Below are 16533 nucleotides of genomic sequence, written 5' to 3'. Positions count from 1 at the left end.
GCTTGTGGATCAAAAAAGGCACCAAATGGTGCCTAATTTCTCTCAATAGCGTATTTTTTAGCGTTACGCTTTTTCAAGCAGCGTACGAGCAACTGTACGCATACCCTGTGTTGTTGCGCCGGCTGCCCACTGACTTGTGCTACCCATGTTAAATGCAGCCGCTAAGTCAATGTGTACCCAACCTTTGCCATCGTTTGGTACAAAGCGTGATAAGAAGCCAGCAGCATTTGATGCACCGCCATAGCCGCCACCTTTTTGCGCGCGGCTATTAGCCGTGTCAGCATAAGGTGATGGACAGTTTTGTTGGTGCCACTTTTCAAGTGGTAATGGCCAAGCTGCTTCCATTTCTTGAGAAGCAAAGCCTTCAACTTCGCGTGCCAGCTCTTTATCAAGTGCAAACAACGCATTGTATTCTTGGCCAACAGCAACCAACGCTGCACCTGTTAATGTTGCTGCGTCAATAATTAAAGGTGCGCCCGTTTCGCCAGCAGCCATTAGACCATCAGCAAGCACTAAACGCCCTTCTGCATCCGTGTTTACAATTTCAACGGTTGTGCCATTTTTATAAGTAAGAATGTCGCCTAATTTGTAAGCATGGCCAGAAATTAAGTTCTCAGCACAACATAAAAATAATTTAATGCGTTTTTCAATACCGCGATTAATAGCAAGTGCTAAACCAGCTGTTACTGTTGCAGCACCGCCCATATCGCACTTCATTCCTAGCATGCCTTCGCTTGACTTAATTGAATAACCGCCCGAATCAAACGTAATACCTTTACCCACAAGGGCTGCACTAACGGGTGCGTTATCGTCGCCTGTAGGGTTGTAATCAAGCTCTAATAATACCGGTGGGCGAACACTTCCACGACCAACAGCATGAATACCAATCCATTGCTGCTCTAATAACGCATCGCCTTTAATTATTTGATAGCTTACGTGCTCAGGGGCCAGTGATTGGATAAACTCAGCAGCTTTTTCAGCAAGGCTTTCAGGGTAAATATCGTCTGCAGTGCCGTTAACCATTTCACGCGCCCACGTTGCTGAGCTTTTTAAATGCGCAAGTTCTTTAAGATCAGATTGTGCGTTATCAACAAACTCAACACCGTTTAATAATTTAGGTGTGACAAAACCTTGATAAAAAGCCCATTGGCTTTCTGTGCACCATGTATCGCCCGCAAGTTCAACGTGCTTAACACCTTGATTGGCAATAGTACGCGCTGCTTTTTGAACACTTTTTAATGTTTCTTGCTCAGATAAATGAACGGTTGCACCACGCTCGTTAAATGACAACGTTGCGCTTTCGCCCCAATGACTCGGTGCTGCGTGTTCGCTTAGTTGAACAACAAATTTTTCACTCATGTTAGAATATCCTTGCACTTAAATGTGCTGTTGAGTTTACTATAGTGCGCCTAAGTTCCCAACAGCTTGAGATAAATAACCCTCATCACACTATTAACCACATTGGACATAACCATGAAGTACACACCCGCATTGCAATCAGCCACATTAATTAAACGCTACAAGCGGTTTTTGGCTGATTTAAAACTCGGTGATGGCGCTGAGTTTACTGCGCATTGTGCTAACACAGGAAAAATGACTGGCTGCGCTGAGCCAGGCTTTACTGCTTTTTATTCAACCAGCGATAACGTAAAACGAAAGTATCCACATTCATTAGAGCTGACCAAAAACAATTTAGGGCAATTAATATGTGTTAATACAGCGGTCGCTAATAAGGTGGTAGAAGAAGCAATTAATCATAATGTAATTAATGAACTAACTGGCTATGAGCAACTTCAAAGTGAAGTTAAATATGGCAGTGAAAACAGTCGCATCGACTTTTTACTCACAAGCCCAAATACTAAAAACTGCTACGTTGAAGTTAAATCAGTCACCTTGCTAAGCCAAGATGAACCGCATAGCGGCCAAGGCTATTTTCCTGATGCACAAACATTACGTGGACAAAAACACCTTCGCGAGCTCATTGAAGTGGTCGAACAAGGCCATCGCGCCGTACTACTGTTCGCTGTTTTACATGAAGGTATAAATGCAGTGAGCGCAGCAGCGCATATCGATGAAAAATACGCACAACTTTTACAAAAAGCCATGGCTAGCGGTGTTGAAGTAGTAGTGTATAAAGCACTCATTTGTGAGAATGAAGTGGTGCTTCATAAAAAAATAGCATTTATACAGTAATGTATAACCAAACAATTACATCAGGTAATTAGAACAAACAACGCGATGAAAATGATTGATGCAATAAAAATCAATTCCAGAGTTAGCCTTGTATTTTAAAATTTTGCCTATATATAAAGGCAAGTTTTACAAACCAGTAAGTTAGTTAATTAAGCACCATCATTAACGCACTTTTTACTCGCAAAGCATGGTTGAAGCTAATTCGTATAATTAAAAATAAATTTGCCTAGGTTATAAGTTTCTGTTATTTATACCGCCGGCTAATGCTGAGGCATTAAATTAAGGATTTAGGAGAGAGTTATGCCAGACCAAAAGAAACATGGTTTATTGGCTCAAGCCGGTTTAGAACCATACCAAGAAAAACCAGGCGAAGAGTATATGAATGAAGCACAACGTGCTCATTTCAAAACGATTTTAGAAACTTGGCGTAACGATTTACGTAACGAAGTTGATCGTACAAAGTCGCATATGCAAGACGAAGCTGCTAACTTTCCTGACCCAGTTGACCGCGCTGCACAAGAAGAAGAGTTCTCTTTAGAACTTCGCACTCGTGACCGCGAACGCAAATTAATTAAAAAAATTGAAAAAACAATTATTTTAATTAAAGAAGATGATTTTGGCTTTTGTGAGTCTTGTGGAATCGAAATTGGTATTCGCCGCTTAGAAGCGCGACCAACTGCTGATTTATGCGTAGACTGTAAAACACTTGCAGAAATTAAAGAAAAACAAGCTGGACGCGGCTAATTAACCTCATTAATTAGCATGTCACCTGCAGCCGTTACTGCGCCTATGCGCAACTATCGCGGTCGTTTTGCACCGTCTCCTTCTGGGCCACTTCATTTTGGCTCACTTGTTGCGGCTGTAGGCAGCTACCTTGATGCAAAATCAAATAAAGGGTCTTGGCTCGTCCGTATCGAAGATATAGACACCACTCGAGTGGTAAAAGATGCCGACACCGATATCCTAAATACCTTACAAGCCTATTGCCTCCACTGGGATGAACCGGTTGTTTATCAAACCAAACGGCTCGATTTATACCAAGACGTCGTCAGCTCACTTGAAAATCAAAAATGTGTTTATGCCTGCCAATGTAGCCGAAAACAAATAAAAGCATTGGGTGGAATTTATCAAGGTCAGTGTAAAAATCTTGGGCACTCAACCGATTCAGGCGCACTTCGTTTAACACAATGCCATGCAACCACATATTTTAACGATCTGATCCAAGGTGATATTAGTGTTTGTAGTGAGCTGGCCCACGAAGATTACATAATAAAACGAAGTGATGGCTTATTTGCCTACCAATTAGTGGTTGTTGTTGACGATATTGATCAAGGCATAAATCGCATTGTTAGAGGCGCCGATTTAATAGAACCCACAGCACGACAAATCAGTTTATTTAAACAGCTCAATCATCCTATCCCTGAGTTTGCCCACTTACCTTTAGCCGTTGCCAAGCCGGGCTTTAAACTGTCTAAACAAAACTACGCCCCTGCAATTAGTAAAATAGAGCCAAAACCCGCATTAATAAGTGCCTTTGAATTTTTAGACTTGCCAACTCATGCTGATTTAATGGATTTAACCACCGAGGAGCTGGTTGAATGGGGTGTAAATACCTTTGAGTTAAAGCAAGTACCTAAAGTTGCTGAAATACAAATTTCTCAGTAGCAAACAACTCAAGTCAACTAATTTACTAAACTATGTAAATAAAATCGCGAAAAACAGCTTAATTTCAACACATCAACTTAATTTTTAAACCCTGCTGGTATATGATAGCCGCCTAAATATGTGCTATTTGAGTAAGACAGTAAGTATTGGGGTTTAATACCACTATTTGCGGTTGTTTTTGATTGCAATGACATGCCAATCAACACCTTCTAGGAGACGGATTATTATTTCCAAGCTTTTTCAATTTTGCCGACAGATAATCGGCCCAAATACGAGTGCTGAAAATGCCTCTGTAAGCAGCGAACCATTAGTAATCACACGCGGTGAGCATGGTATTTCTCGTAAACAATTTAGCCCAAATGCAATCAAAGTGTTATACCGATTAAAAGACGGTGGCTACGATGCCTACCTGGTTGGTGGTTGTATTCGCGATATATTGTTAGGCCAACAACCTAAAGACTTTGATGTAGTCACTAACGCAACACCCGACCAAGTTAAAAAGCTATTTAGGAACTGCCGATTAATTGGTCGCCGCTTTCGTTTAGCGCACATTGTTTTTGGCCGCGAAATTATTGAAGTGGCAACTATGCGTGGCCATCACGAAGCGCCTGAGTCTAAAAACCAAATAAGCCAATCAAGTACTGAAGGGCAATTATTACGTGACAACGTATTTGGTAGCATTGAAGAAGATGCCGAGCGCCGCGATTTTTCAATTAATGCTTTGTATTACTCAATTAACGACTTTAGCATTCACGATTACGCCAATGGTTTGGCCGCTATTAAAGCAAAGCAAATAGAGCTTATTGGCGATCCCGAAACACGATACCGTGAAGATCCAGTGCGTATGTTACGCGCTATACGATTTGCAACAAAGCTTGATATGAGCATTGCGCCTAATAGCGAAAAGCCGATTAGCGAGCTTGCCAGCTTACTTGATAACATTCCACCGGCGCGTTTGTTTGAAGAAGTGCTAAAACTGTTTTTAAACGGTAAAGCTGAAGCTAACTTTTTAATGCTTCGCCAATACGGGCTTTTCCGTGCGCTATTTCCAGCGCTTGATAAAATTTTAGAAGCCAACCCTAGTGGGTTAGAGCATGCCTTTGTTCAGCAAATGTTTCAAAATACCGACAAACGCATAAACGCTGATAAAAAAGTAACACCTGCATTTATTTTTGCCGCACTACTGTGGTTCCCGCTTTTAGCAATAACCAAAAAGCTTCAAGCAGAAGAACAACTTAGCGAGTACGATGCATTTGCACAAGCAATGAATAAAGTACTTAGCGAAAGCGCCCAACATATTGCTGTGCCAAAACGCTTTACACTGGGTGCTCGCGATATTTGGCACATTCAACATCGCTTAGATAAACGTGCAGGCCAACGTGCATACAGGTTAACGCAACAACCCCGCTTTAAAGCCGCTTACGACTTTTTATTGCTGCGCGTTGATGCAGGTGAAACTGAGCATGAAGAGCTTGCACAGTGGTGGACTCAATACCTTAGCCAAGATATTAACGGTCAAAAAGACATGGTTAAAAACTTAGGTCATCAAGGTGGTCCAAAACCGCGTAAACGCTCTCGTCGCCGCGCACCAAGAAAGCCAGCTGAGTAATAACATGAACTGTGTTTATTTAGGATTAGGTGCAAACTTAAACTCACCTAAAAAGCAGCTTGATAATGCGGTTGCGGCACTTAAAAATCTGCCGCATAGCGAGCTTGTAAGCGTGTCTCATTATTACGCAAGTAAGCCCATGGGGCCACAAGACCAGCCAGACTACGTTAACGCTGTTGCCTGTATTAATACCCACCTTAAACCAGAACAGCTACTTGATTTAACCCAAGAAATAGAACTTAAGCATGGCCGTGTTAGAAAAGCCGAACGTTGGGGTCCACGTACGCTAGACATAGACACCCTTTTGTTTGGCAATAAAATTATTAATACCGCACGCTTGACTGTGCCCCATTATGGCTTGAACGAGCGCGAGTTTGTTGTGTATCCGTTGCTTGAACTTGCGCCTGAACTTATTTTACCTAGCGGGATTGCACTAAAAACCATTGCAACTAATTTACCGCTCAACGACTTACAACAATTACCTCTGTAATTAACCAAGGCTTATGCCTGCGAGGAATATTATGTCTAAAATAACCGTTTCTACTTTAAATAAAATGAAAGCAGAAAATAACAAAATCACGGCATTAACCGCTTACGATGCGAGCTTTGCAAAGTTATTTCATGATAATAGCGTTGACGTTATTTTAGTCGGTGACTCGTTAGGTATGGTGCTTCAAGGCGGTGATGACACCCTTGGCGTAACCAACCAGGATATTGCTTATCATACTCGCTGTGTACGTGCAGGAAGCCGTGAATTATTTGTTATTGCCGATATGCCATTTATGACTTATTCAAGCGTTAACGACACCTGTAAAAATGCCGCAGAACTTATGCGTTCAGGTGCAAACATGGTAAAACTTGAAGGTGGTGAATGGCTTTACGACAGCATTAAAGCGCTTACTGAACAAGGTATTCCTGTGTGTGGGCACTTAGGGCTGACACCACAGTCGGTGCATGTATTTGGCGGTTTTAAAATCCAAGGCCGCGAAGAAGACAAAGCACAAAAAATGATTGAAGACGCCAAAGCATTAGAAGCTGCTGGCGCACAATTATTGGTACTTGAGTGTATTCCTAGTGTATTGGCAAAGCGAATCACTGATGCGCTGAGTATTCCAACGATAGGTATTGGTGCGGGTAATGTTACCGACGGTCAAATATTAGTAATGCATGACCTAGTCGGTATCTCGGCAGGTTATATTCCAAAATTTTCAAAAAACTTTTTATTAGAAACTGGTAACATGCCAGCGGCTGTTCAAAAATATTGTTCCGATGTAAAAAGTGGCGCTTTTCCAAGTGCTGAACATGAGTTTAAATAATGCAGTCAATTACTGAAATTAAATCACTACGTAGTCAAATTAAAGCCTGGCGACAAGCCGGCTTAAGTGTGGCGTTTGTGCCAACAATGGGCAACTTACATCGAGGACACTTTTCACTCGTTGAAAAAGCAAAAAACGTAGCCGACAAAGTGGTTGTTAGCATTTTTGTAAACCCGATGCAGTTTGGTGCTAACGAAGATTTAGATAATTACCCCCGTACATTATCAGAAGATAAACAAGGCCTTGCAGAGTTAGGCACTGATATAGTATTTACCCCAAGTGTAGACACAATTTACCCAAATGGGCTTGGCGAGCAGAGCTTTGTTGACGTACCTGGCGTGTCGCTTGGGTACTGTGGTGGTTCGCGCCCTGGGCACTTTAAAGGCGTTGCTACGGTTGTTACTAAGCTATTTAACTTGGTGCAACCTGACTACGCTTGCTTTGGTGAAAAAGACTTTCAGCAACTGCAAGTGATTAAAACGATGGCTCGCGACCTATCTATACCAGTTGAAATTATTGGCGTACCCACCATGCGTGAAATATCTGGTTTGGCAATGAGTTCACGTAATGGCTACTTATCAGACGAACAAAAAACAACAGCAACCGCTTTATTTAAAGCGCTAACCCATTGTGCCGAGCAGCTTAAACAAGGCAATAAAGATTTCACCGCGCTTAAAACTCACGCTAAACATAGCCTAGAGCAAGCAGGCTTAAAGCCTGACTATTTTGAGATAGCTCAACGAGATACCTTAAAAACTGCTACACTCGATGATAACCATTTTGTTATTTTAGCCGCAGCCTTTCTAGGCTCTGTTAGATTAATTGACAACATGCAGGTCGATATTTAATTTATTGAGCTCACTTTAAGGATTAAAAATGCATATATTAATAAAAACAAGCGTAGTTGCGCTCACTTTTTTTGTTTTAGCGGGTTGTCAGAATCACGTTGAAAATGCTGAGATGAACCAATGTGCTCAACAAAATTTTCGCTGCGAAAGCACCTGTGATCAACAAACAACGGCTGAAGGTCTTAAGCAACAAGTGTGCTCTGCAAAATGTGTAGAAACATACAATCAATGTAAAGCACGCGCTGAAAAGTTAGGTGGTATTTAATTCCCCCAAGCTTAAAATTTTAGACACAAAAAAACCGCTCAATGAGCGGTTTTTTTATTGCTTAGATTTATTATTTTAAACCTAGCTTTTTAAGCTCTACTTCAACTAACTTTGCAGAAAGAGGCACATAACCGTCTTTTTCTACAATTTGTTGACCGTCTTTTGAAAGAATCATTTTTAAGAATTCAGCTTCCATTGGAGACAAGGCTTTATTTGGGTGCTTATTAACATATACGTATAAAAAGCGAGAAAGTGGGTATTTGCCTTGCGCAACGTTATCAAGTGTTGCATCAACAAAGTTAGTACCTTTTTTAGATAATGGAACTGTACGTACACCTGACGTTTTGTAACCAATACCTGAGTAACCAATTGCATTTAATGAAGACGAAATTGATTGTACTACAGACGCAGAACCCGGTTGCTCGTTTACATTGTTGCGGAAGTCACCTTTACACAGTGCTTTTTTCTTAAAGTAACCGTAAGTACCCGATACAGAGTTACGTCCGTATAATTGAATATCACGAGCTGCCCAGCTACCTTCAAGGCCTACATCGCTCCAACGGTTAACTTGCTCTGGCGCACCACATTTACGAGTTGATGAGAAAATAGCATCAACTTGGTCAATACGAAGGCCTTCAATTGGGTTATCTTTATGTACGTAAACAGCAAGTGCATCAATCGCTACGCGAACTGCCGTTGGTTTGTAACCGTAACGTTTTTCAAACGCTTCGATTTCTTTTGATTTCATTGCACGGCTCATTGGACCTAGGTTAGCCGTACCTTCGGTTAATGCTGGAGGTGCTGTAGAAGAACCTGCCGCTTGAATTTGAATGTTTACATTTGGGTAAATACGTTTGTACTCTTCAGCCCAAAACGTCATCATGTTAGCTAAAGTGTCAGAACCTACTGATGAAAAGTTGCCTGATACGCCGCTGATTTTTTGATACTCAGGAATGTCTTGATCTAAAGCCACTGCTTGAGCAGATACGAAAGTTGTAACAGCCACACCCATTGCGGCAACTAAGTTTTTAAATTTCATGTGGGTTCTCCGATTTGTTCGTCCCATTTTCTAACTGCTGCTCACTCTAAAGCGAGTACATGACAATGATATGACTCTTAAATGACAATTTTATGACTTTACTGAATCTTGTTGTTTATTTATCAAATCAACAATCTTATCTGTTGAAAAATAGAAAGAAAAACAAGAGCCTTTACCCACTTCACTCGTAATATTTAATTTACTATCGTGTCGTGTTAATACATGTTTTGTAATTGCCAACCCTAAACCTGAGCCACCGGTGGTTCTGCTTCGTGCTTTATCAACACGATAAAAGCGCTCAGTAAGTCGGTTAATATGCTCTGCAGCAATACCATCACCGTTATCAATAACAGTAAAACAAGCCATATTATTTTTACGAAGCCAACTAACCTGTATTTTTCCATCTGGTTTAGTGTAATGAATAGCATTAAATACTAGGTTAGAAAACGCACTGCGTAGTTCATCTTCAGAACCTTTAATGTCGAGTGTGCTATCTATATCGAATATTAATTCGTGACCTTTATCTTGGTTAATTGACTGCGCTTCAGTTTGAATATAACCCAGTAACTGGGGCACATTAATGGCTTTATCTTTATCTTGTCGGCGTGAGCCTTCTATGCGGGAAAGAGATAATAACTGGCTTACCAAGCTATCCATGCGTTTACACTGCTCAAGCATGGTAGTTTGTGCTTTATTCCACATTGCTGGGGGCGGTAAGTTATCACTGTCCATCATTTCAAGGTAACCTGTAACCACCGTAAGCGGCGTACGCAACTCATGCGATACATTAGCAACAAAGTCTTTACGCATTTGTTCAAGCTGCTTTAAACGGGTTACGTCGCGCACCACAACCATTAGCTGTGTGGTTGCATAAGGCATTACTCTAAACTCAAGCACTTGTTCAATAGCATGACCGTTATCAAGCTCTAATGCTTCGTCAAAATTACCTTTGTGCATATATTTTGCAAACTTAGGTTCGCGTATTAAGTTATCTAAGCGTTGTCCATGATCGGTTGGCCACTGAAGTCCTAACACTTTAAGCGCCAGTTGATTGCACCACACAATGCTTAAATCGTTTTGAAGCACAATAACGGCATCGGGTACCGCTTCGGCCCCATCACGAAATCGCCTAATTAAATCGGCCAGTTCATTTCGTTTTTTTCGGTTACGGTGCTGTAGGTGGTAAATGCCTTCAAACACTTGCTCCCATGCACCTTCCCCTTCAGGCGGATTAAAACTGCGCTGGTTTAAAAGCCAATCGCTTAAACGGTATAATTGGTGATAATGCCAAACAAGAAGTGAAAAAGAGCCTAAAAATAAAAGCAAAAAAGGTGCGCCAATTAGCACACCAATTAATAGTAAGGGTAAAAAATAGATAAACAGACGTTTTATTAACGCCTGCTTATTAACAACTCGATACATACACTCACTTTACCTTAGAGTAGTTATACACGTATAAAACTAAGCTGGTGTTTAAGTAGGTTATAGTTTACTTGAAAAACGGTACCCTGCACCACGCACGGTTTGAACCAAACGATCGTGTCCTAACGGGCCAATTGCTTTGCGTAAACGGCGAATATGAACATCAACAGTACGATCTTCAACATACACATTGGTTCCCCACACATGATCTAACAATTGTTCACGGCTGTAAACCCGTTCAGGATGAGTCATAAAAAAGTGAAGGAGCCTAAACTCTGTAGGGCCCATATCAAGCTCATTTCCTTCAGAAGTAACACGGTGGGAAATTGGGTCTAAACGCAAGCCATGCACTTCAATAGCTTCTTCTAAAGAGGTTGGCGACACACGACGAATAACCGCTTTAATACGCGCCATTAATTCTTTTGGTGAAAACGGTTTAGTCACGTAATCGTCAGCACCTACTTCTAAGCCACGTACTTTGTCTTCTTCTTCGCCGCGGGCTGTAAGCATAATAATAGGTATTTGGCGCGTGTGTTCGTTTTGCTTAAACTTTTTAGCAATTTGAATACCGCTTCCGCCAGGCAACATCCAATCAAGCAATACCATATCGGGGTAAGGCTCAACCATTGCAGCAATAGCAGAATCATAATCTTCAGCTTCAATTGCCTGAAATCCATTTTGCTCTAATACAAAAACAAGCATCTCTCTGATAGGTGCTTCGTCGTCTACGACTAGTACTTTACGTGACATTCCAATTTATCTCTTAAGCTATCGAATAAGTTTTCATTATTATGACTAAGTATTACATTTTTATGAAAGTGTAACGTGTAAATTAAAATCGGGGTAAAAAAAAGCCAAATTAATAATAAAAACCTCATTGCTGTCATAAATTTATATATTTTAAAAAATTAATTAACGACATTTTTAACACCTAACAAAAACTAACTTTTTAATATGATCGAATACTCAGATCATTGCTTTACTCAGTCTGCCTTTGTTTGCAATTACTCAGGTTTGAATAGATCTGGATTTTACTAAGCTTAACTTCAAAGATCAGATTTTTACCAAGGCGATCAATGTTGAGATCAATACTCTACCTACTCAAAAAGTTAAGCTGTTGATTGTTTGTACAAATAAAAAAAGATCTGATTATTTTTAATGCTAAATAAAGCTAAAAATTACGTTTACTTAGTAAAGTAATGATCCAAAACAACCTGTGTTAGTAAATGAGTGATCCCAAATAATACCGTTAGTAATTGCATGATCTGCTCTTGGCAGGCAATAAAAAAGCCAGTAATACTATTACTGGCCTTTATATATTGATCAGTTAAATCGATCGATTATTTAATCTGTGGTGCTAACTCGCCGCTTAAGTACTTAAGGTGCATGTCATCAAGAGAAATTGGTTTAATTTTACCAGCCTGCCCTGCTGTTCCAAACGAGTTGTAACGCGCAACACAAATCTCTGTCATCGCTTTTGTAGCTTCTGCTAGGTATTTACGCGGGTCAAAGTTAGATGGGTTAAGCGCCATATGACGACGAATAGCACCGGTAGACGCTAAACGTAAATCGGTATCAATATTTACTTTACGAACGCCGTGCTTTATACCTTCAACAATTTGCTCAACTGGTACACCGTAGGTTTCAGGAATTTCGCCACCGTACTGGTTTATGATCTCTAACCATTCTTGTGGAACCGACGACGATCCATGCATTACTAAGTGCGTGTTAGGAATACGTGCGTGAATGGCTTTAATGCGATCAATTGCTAAAATATCATCCGTTGGTGGGCGCGTAAATTTGTAAGCCCCGTGCGATGTACCACACGCAATAGCAAGGGCGTCAACATGGGTTTTATTTACAAAATCTGCTGCTTCTTCAGGGTCAGTTAGCATTTGGTCGGTCGTTAATTTACCCTCTGCGCCTACACCGTCTTCTTCGCCCGCTTCACCTGTTTCAAGTGAGCCAAGCACACCTAACTCGCCTTCAACCGATACACCACAGGCGTGCGCCATCGCAACGGTTTCGCGTGTTACTTCTACGTTGTATTCATAACTTGAAGGCGTTTTACCATCACTCATTAACGAGCCATCCATCATTACTGATGAAAAACCAAGTTGGATTGAACGCTGACAAACACCCGGTGAGGTGCCGTGATCTTGATGCATTACTACGGGGATATGTGGCCACTCTTCAACGGCTGCTAAAATCATATGGCGAATAAATGGTGCACCGGCGTAAGCACGTGCGCCCGCTGATCCTTGAACGATTACTGGGCTGTTTGTTTTGTCAGCCGCTTCCATTATTGCGCGCATTTGCTCTTGGTTATTCACGTTAAAAGCGGGTACGCCGTAACCATGCTCAGCTGCATGATCTAAAAGTTGTCGCATACTGATTAAAGCCATTGGGTATTCTCCAATTTATCGATAACATTTCACTGCTATCTAGTTTGAACGGATATGTTAGTTTGGCGTTTAAATAACACCACGAAAAATCACTGCTCAGCAGTAAAATTACGTCAAAATCAGTTATTAAATTAGGGTGAGAGGTATTTAATAACTAATTGTCAGCGAGGGTTTCCCCCCACCTTACACGGCTAAATAAATTTATTTAGCGCGCGACTCTAGCATTTCCACTGCTGGAAGTTTTTTGCCTTCTAAAAACTCTAAGAACGCACCACCACCGGTAGAAATGTAAGAAACTTTATCGGCAATGCCGTATTTATCAATTGCAGCTAAGGTATCACCGCCACCCGCAATTGAAAATGCCTTTGAGTTAGCAATTGCTTGAGCAATAGCACGTGTGCCGTTACCAAACTGATCGAACTCAAATACACCTACAGGACCATTCCATACCACCGTGCCAGCATTTGCAATAATTTTAGCAAGTTGGCTGGCAGTATCTGGGCCAATATCAAAAATCATATCGTCACTAGTCACTTCGCTTACATCTTTAAGCGTAGCAACTGCTGACTCTGAAAACTCATTACCTACTACTACATCGGTAGGAACTGGAATTTCACCATCGTTTGCTTTAGCTGCTGCACATAGACGATTTGCTTCATCCATTAAATCAGCTTCAAAAAGTGATTTACCTACCGGGTTGCCTGCAGCTGCAATAAACGTATTAGCAATCCCGCCGCCTGTTACTAGCTGATCTACAATTTTAGAAAGCGAGTCTAATACTGTTAGTTTAGTTGAAACTTTTGAACCACCAACAATAGCCACTAATGGGCGTGCAGGGTTATCAAGTGCTTTGCCTAGTGCTTCAAGTTCAGCCGATAGTAATGGGCCAGCACAGGCTACATCTGCAAATAAGCCAACGCCATGAGTAGAGGCTTGTGCGCGGTGAGCTGTACCAAAGGCATCCATTACGTATACATCACATAATGCTGCAAGTTGTTTTGATAACGCTTCATCGTTTTTCTTCTCGCCTTTATTAAAGCGCACGTTTTCAAATACAACCACTTCGTTATCAGCTACATCTACGCCATTTAAGTAGTCTTTTTCAAGACGTACTGTTTGCTCTAAGGCATCGTTTAAATAGTCAGCTACAGGTGCAAGCGAGTATTCTTCATCGTATTCCCCTTCCGTAGGACGGCCTAGGTGTGACATAACCATTACTTTAGCACCTTTCTCAAGCGCTAATTTAATAGTAGGTAGTGCAGCGCGAATACGCGCATCTGACGTCACTTTACCTGCTTTAACTGGTACATTTAAATCTTCACGAATTAATACGCGTTTGCCGTTTAAATCTAAATCTGCCATTTTTATGACCGACATGAATATCTCCTTAGTTAACGATACTGAACCTGAAAAATACGTTTTAAATTATTATACTAAATATAAAATTAGTGGCTTACAGCAACCATCGCACGCGCGGTGTCGAGCATACGGTTTGCAAATCCCCACTCATTATCACACCAAACAAGTAACTTTATCAGCCGTTTGTGACTAACACGTGTCTGTGTGCCATCAATAATACAAGAATGTGGATCGTGATTAAAATCAACCGATACAAGCGGCTCTTCGGTGTAACTTAAAATACCTTCTAAGCGGTCTTTCGCTTGTGCTTTGAGTGCATTATTTACTGCATTTAAATCAACATCGGCGTTAACCGTTACACTTAAATCCATCGCCGTAACATTAATTGTTGGTACACGCACAGCAATAGCTTCAAAGCGGCCTTCAAATTTAGGTAATATGCGGTCTATACCACGCGCAAGTTTTGTATCTACCGGAATAATAGACTGACTCGCAGCGCGGGTACGGCGTAAATCATGATGGTACGCGTCAATCACTTGTTGATCGTTCATCGACGCATGAATAGTGGTAATAGCCCCCGACTCAATACCAAACGCATCATCTAAAACCTTTATAACTGGCACTACACAGTTAGTAGTACACGAGCCGTTAGATACAATAGTGTGCTCGCTTTTAAGCTCATCGTCGTTTATGCCGTAAACAATAGTGGCATCTACGTCGTTATCAGCCGGATGCGAAAACAACACCTTTTTGGCGCCCGCTGTAATGTGTAATTGTGCATGCTCACGCGAGTGATAAACACCGGTACATTCAAGTACAACGTCTACATCAAGAGTTTGCCAAGGTAACTCTACTGGGTTTTCTTCACAAAAAAGTGCAATGGTATCGCCTGCCACACTAATGGTGTCTTCACCAAGTTTTACAGGAAAAGAAAAACGACCGTGGGACGTGTCGTATTTTAATAAATGAGCAATAGCTTCAGGGTCAGCAAGTTCGTTAATCGCAACAATTTTTATCTCATTGCTCAAACCTGACTCGTATAACGCGCGGACAATATTTCGACCAATACGACCAAAACCATTAATTGCAAGTTTGATTGCCATGAAATATAAAATCCACTCTTTTAGCGTGCAGATAAAGGCTATGTGCCTTTTAGATGGTTGTATTGTAATCGACCTTGCGCCTGATTATAAGAGGGGGCGATCAGAAACTTTAAATTAACGTTTAAAATAACCTCCTATCACTCGCATTAAAACTTGTTCATAGCCCGCTGCCGTTGTATGTGCTCGTACCAGAAGATGTTCCTCCACCAAAGCTTTTAGGCGGACTTTTGGGCTTATCCTGTGAGCGATAAAATAACCATAAGCCAACCGCAGCAAAAAACGGAATTAACCAAACCAATATTACTTGCACTACTTTTTGAAAAACCTCTAAATCATCGCGCTTTATCAGAAGAATACTAACGATGACGTTCAGTAATACAATGACACCAAACCCAATATAAAAATAATTTAATTCCATTTCTCTAATGCCTCCTACCCTAATTGTTATTTTATCTCTAGGTCAAACACCACGTTTATAGATGATTTAAATGTAATCGTTTCTTGCAGGTATCTACCTTGCTTAAATGGATTTCTAGTAACTTTAGAGCCGGTCACAACTATTTGCTCAAAACTATCTGCGCCATAACCATAACTTGAACGGTTAGAATTTGAATTAATACTGTAAATTTCTCCAAGTTCTGCCCCAAACGCTTTAGCAAGCTCGCTTGCTTTAACTATAGCGTTTTCTATTGCGCCTTGAGTTGCTTCAGCTTCTAATTGCGCAGCTTTTGAAGACATAAGCTCAATATTCGTCACTTCATTAATTTTTACACTTAGTGCAAAATCGATAAAATCATTCACTTTTTTCAATATCTCTTAATGTTACTTTAAGTGTTCTTGTTGCTACATACCCTGCATTAATTGCTGTACCACTCTCAACATTAAATATATCGTCATCATTATGAGTTAACAGGCTTGAAGCGGAAACATCAGTCTCCTTAACACCATACTTGCTTAACCCTTTGAGTAACAAATTCACTCGGTCATCAACATCACGTTTAGCATCAAGTGATTTGTCTTTAAAGCTTATTACTTCAAAAGAAACTTGAGCCATATCGGGCTTTGCTAATACCTCTGCAGTACCCTGCACTGCAATATGGCGATTAGCAGGCACGCTTGAATTAGCAAAAGTGATAAGTGGTGAAAAGAGTAGAAAAATAGTAATAATAAGTTTCATATTCGTTCCTTGGAGTAACTTGGAGTAATCAGTTAAATAATGACGATATAACTGTACCTATATTCATACTAATAACTATAAAAGTAAACTGCTCTTTATTGTAAGCGGGAGTTTATCTCGCGCGGCATCCCC

16 protein-coding genes and 1 pseudogene are annotated in these 16533 nt (G+C 40.8%); 8 read left to right on the top strand and 9 right to left on the bottom strand.

The annotated features are described in order from the left end of the window. Positions 1-63: 63 nt before the first annotated feature. Positions 64-1359 (bottom strand): aminopeptidase PepB, encoded by a 1296-nt coding sequence (gene pepB / locus ATS76_RS01900; RefSeq protein ID WP_058550815.1) that lies wholly within the window; start codon positions 1357-1359, stop codon positions 64-66. A 114-nt stretch (positions 1360-1473) separates the two neighbouring features. Between pepB and sfsA the strand changes: the two genes are divergently transcribed. The 8 genes from sfsA to ATS76_RS01860 all read left to right on the top strand — a co-directional run bounded on the left by sfsA (position 1474) and on the right by ATS76_RS01860 (position 7896). Beyond that, positions 1474-2193: a DNA/RNA nuclease SfsA gene (sfsA, locus tag ATS76_RS01895; protein WP_058550814.1), complete on the top strand. Its 720-nt coding sequence runs from the start codon at positions 1474-1476 to the stop codon at positions 2191-2193. A gap of 300 nt (positions 2194-2493) precedes the next feature. Continuing rightward, positions 2494-2937 (top strand): RNA polymerase-binding protein DksA, encoded by a 444-nt coding sequence (dksA, locus tag ATS76_RS01890; RefSeq protein ID WP_006791878.1) that lies wholly within the window; start codon positions 2494-2496, stop codon positions 2935-2937. 18 nt (positions 2938-2955) lie between these two features. Then, complete coding sequence (gluQRS, locus tag ATS76_RS01885; protein ID WP_058550813.1) at positions 2956-3858, top strand: tRNA glutamyl-Q(34) synthetase GluQRS; 903 nt, start codon at positions 2956-2958, stop codon at positions 3856-3858. 187 nt (positions 3859-4045) lie between these two features. Further along, positions 4046-5467, top strand: coding sequence for a polynucleotide adenylyltransferase PcnB (pcnB, locus tag ATS76_RS01880; RefSeq protein ID WP_201023487.1), 1422 nt, complete (start codon positions 4046-4048; stop codon positions 5465-5467). A 4-nt stretch (positions 5468-5471) separates the two neighbouring features. After that, complete coding sequence (gene folK / locus ATS76_RS01875; RefSeq protein ID WP_058550812.1) at positions 5472-5957, top strand: 2-amino-4-hydroxy-6-hydroxymethyldihydropteridine diphosphokinase; 486 nt, start codon at positions 5472-5474, stop codon at positions 5955-5957. Between the two features lie 31 nt (positions 5958-5988). Then, positions 5989-6783, top strand: coding sequence for a 3-methyl-2-oxobutanoate hydroxymethyltransferase (gene panB, locus ATS76_RS01870; RefSeq protein ID WP_058550811.1), 795 nt, complete (start codon positions 5989-5991; stop codon positions 6781-6783). Beyond that, positions 6783-7631 (top strand): pantoate--beta-alanine ligase, encoded by an 849-nt coding sequence (gene panC / locus ATS76_RS01865; protein ID WP_058550810.1) that lies wholly within the window; start codon positions 6783-6785, stop codon positions 7629-7631. The genes panB and panC overlap by 1 nt, the downstream gene beginning before the upstream one ends. 28 nt (positions 7632-7659) lie before the next feature. Then, a complete protein-coding gene (locus tag ATS76_RS01860; protein WP_058403098.1) occupies positions 7660-7896 on the top strand; it encodes a hypothetical protein in 237 nt (78 codons plus the stop codon). Positions 7897-7966: 70 nt separating this feature from the next. Here the strand turns inward: ATS76_RS01860 and ATS76_RS01855 are convergent, their stop codons facing one another. From ATS76_RS01855 to ATS76_RS01820, 8 genes and pseudogenes are all read right to left on the bottom strand, one after another. Next, on the bottom strand, positions 7967-8935 hold the full coding sequence (locus ATS76_RS01855; protein ID WP_058403099.1) for a PstS family phosphate ABC transporter substrate-binding protein: 969 nt from the start codon (positions 8933-8935) through the stop codon (positions 7967-7969). A 90-nt stretch (positions 8936-9025) separates the two neighbouring features. Beyond that, positions 9026-10357 (bottom strand): phosphate regulon sensor histidine kinase PhoR, encoded by a 1332-nt coding sequence (phoR, locus tag ATS76_RS01850; protein WP_058550809.1) that lies wholly within the window; start codon positions 10355-10357, stop codon positions 9026-9028. A gap of 60 nt (positions 10358-10417) precedes the next feature. Beyond that, positions 10418-11107, bottom strand: coding sequence for a phosphate regulon transcriptional regulator PhoB (gene phoB, locus ATS76_RS01845; protein WP_006791869.1), 690 nt, complete (start codon positions 11105-11107; stop codon positions 10418-10420). 590 nt (positions 11108-11697) lie between these two features. Continuing rightward, complete coding sequence (fba, locus tag ATS76_RS01840) at positions 11698-12762, bottom strand: class II fructose-bisphosphate aldolase (RefSeq protein ID WP_006791868.1); 1065 nt, start codon at positions 12760-12762, stop codon at positions 11698-11700. Between the two features lie 201 nt (positions 12763-12963). Further along, complete coding sequence (locus tag ATS76_RS01835; protein WP_058550808.1) at positions 12964-14139, bottom strand: phosphoglycerate kinase; 1176 nt, start codon at positions 14137-14139, stop codon at positions 12964-12966. A gap of 68 nt (positions 14140-14207) precedes the next feature. Next, positions 14208-15224, bottom strand: coding sequence for an erythrose-4-phosphate dehydrogenase (epd, locus tag ATS76_RS01830; protein WP_058550807.1), 1017 nt, complete (start codon positions 15222-15224; stop codon positions 14208-14210). A gap of 157 nt (positions 15225-15381) precedes the next feature. Further along, the gene (locus tag ATS76_RS01825; protein WP_058550806.1) at positions 15382-15642 is read right to left on the bottom strand and encodes a hypothetical protein; all 261 of its coding nucleotides are present in this window, start codon (positions 15640-15642) and stop codon (positions 15382-15384) included. A gap of 26 nt (positions 15643-15668) precedes the next feature. Then, positions 15669-16401 (bottom strand): annotated as a pseudogene (locus ATS76_RS01820) (SIMPL domain-containing protein). Between the last annotated feature and the right edge of the window lie 132 nt (positions 16402-16533).

Origin of the sequence: Pseudoalteromonas sp. 10-33 (assembly GCF_001469195.1) — a bacterium.
Classification (GTDB): Bacteria; Pseudomonadota; Gammaproteobacteria; order Enterobacterales; family Alteromonadaceae; genus Pseudoalteromonas.
This window is presented reverse-complemented; position numbering and strand designations above follow the sequence as displayed.

Bases quoted from the DNA above. Each gene is read 5' to 3' on its own strand.
- pepB (WP_058550815.1), bottom strand. From the start codon at position 1,359: ATGAGTGAAAAATTTGTTGTTCAACTAAGCGAACACGCAGCACCGAGT.
- sfsA (WP_058550814.1), top strand. From the start codon at position 1,474: ATGAAGTACACACCCGCATTGCAATCAGCCACATTAATTAAACGCTAC.
- dksA (WP_006791878.1), top strand. From the start codon at position 2,494: ATGCCAGACCAAAAGAAACATGGTTTATTGGCTCAAGCCGGTTTAGAA.
- gluQRS (WP_058550813.1), top strand. From the start codon at position 2,956: ATGTCACCTGCAGCCGTTACTGCGCCTATGCGCAACTATCGCGGTCGT.
- pcnB (WP_201023487.1), top strand. From the start codon at position 4,046: ATGACATGCCAATCAACACCTTCTAGGAGACGGATTATTATTTCCAAG.
- folK (WP_058550812.1), top strand. From the start codon at position 5,472: ATGAACTGTGTTTATTTAGGATTAGGTGCAAACTTAAACTCACCTAAA.
- panB (WP_058550811.1), top strand. From the start codon at position 5,989: ATGTCTAAAATAACCGTTTCTACTTTAAATAAAATGAAAGCAGAAAAT.
- panC (WP_058550810.1), top strand. From the start codon at position 6,783: ATGCAGTCAATTACTGAAATTAAATCACTACGTAGTCAAATTAAAGCC.
- ATS76_RS01860 (WP_058403098.1), top strand. From the start codon at position 7,660: ATGCATATATTAATAAAAACAAGCGTAGTTGCGCTCACTTTTTTTGTT.
- ATS76_RS01855 (WP_058403099.1), bottom strand. From the start codon at position 8,935: ATGAAATTTAAAAACTTAGTTGCCGCAATGGGTGTGGCTGTTACAACT.
- phoR (WP_058550809.1), bottom strand. From the start codon at position 10,357: ATGTATCGAGTTGTTAATAAGCAGGCGTTAATAAAACGTCTGTTTATC.
- phoB (WP_006791869.1), bottom strand. From the start codon at position 11,107: ATGTCACGTAAAGTACTAGTCGTAGACGACGAAGCACCTATCAGAGAG.
- fba (WP_006791868.1), bottom strand. From the start codon at position 12,762: ATGGCTTTAATCAGTATGCGACAACTTTTAGATCATGCAGCTGAGCAT.
- ATS76_RS01835 (WP_058550808.1), bottom strand. From the start codon at position 14,139: ATGTCGGTCATAAAAATGGCAGATTTAGATTTAAACGGCAAACGCGTA.
- epd (WP_058550807.1), bottom strand. From the start codon at position 15,224: ATGGCAATCAAACTTGCAATTAATGGTTTTGGTCGTATTGGTCGAAAT.
- ATS76_RS01825 (WP_058550806.1), bottom strand. From the start codon at position 15,642: ATGGAATTAAATTATTTTTATATTGGGTTTGGTGTCATTGTATTACTG.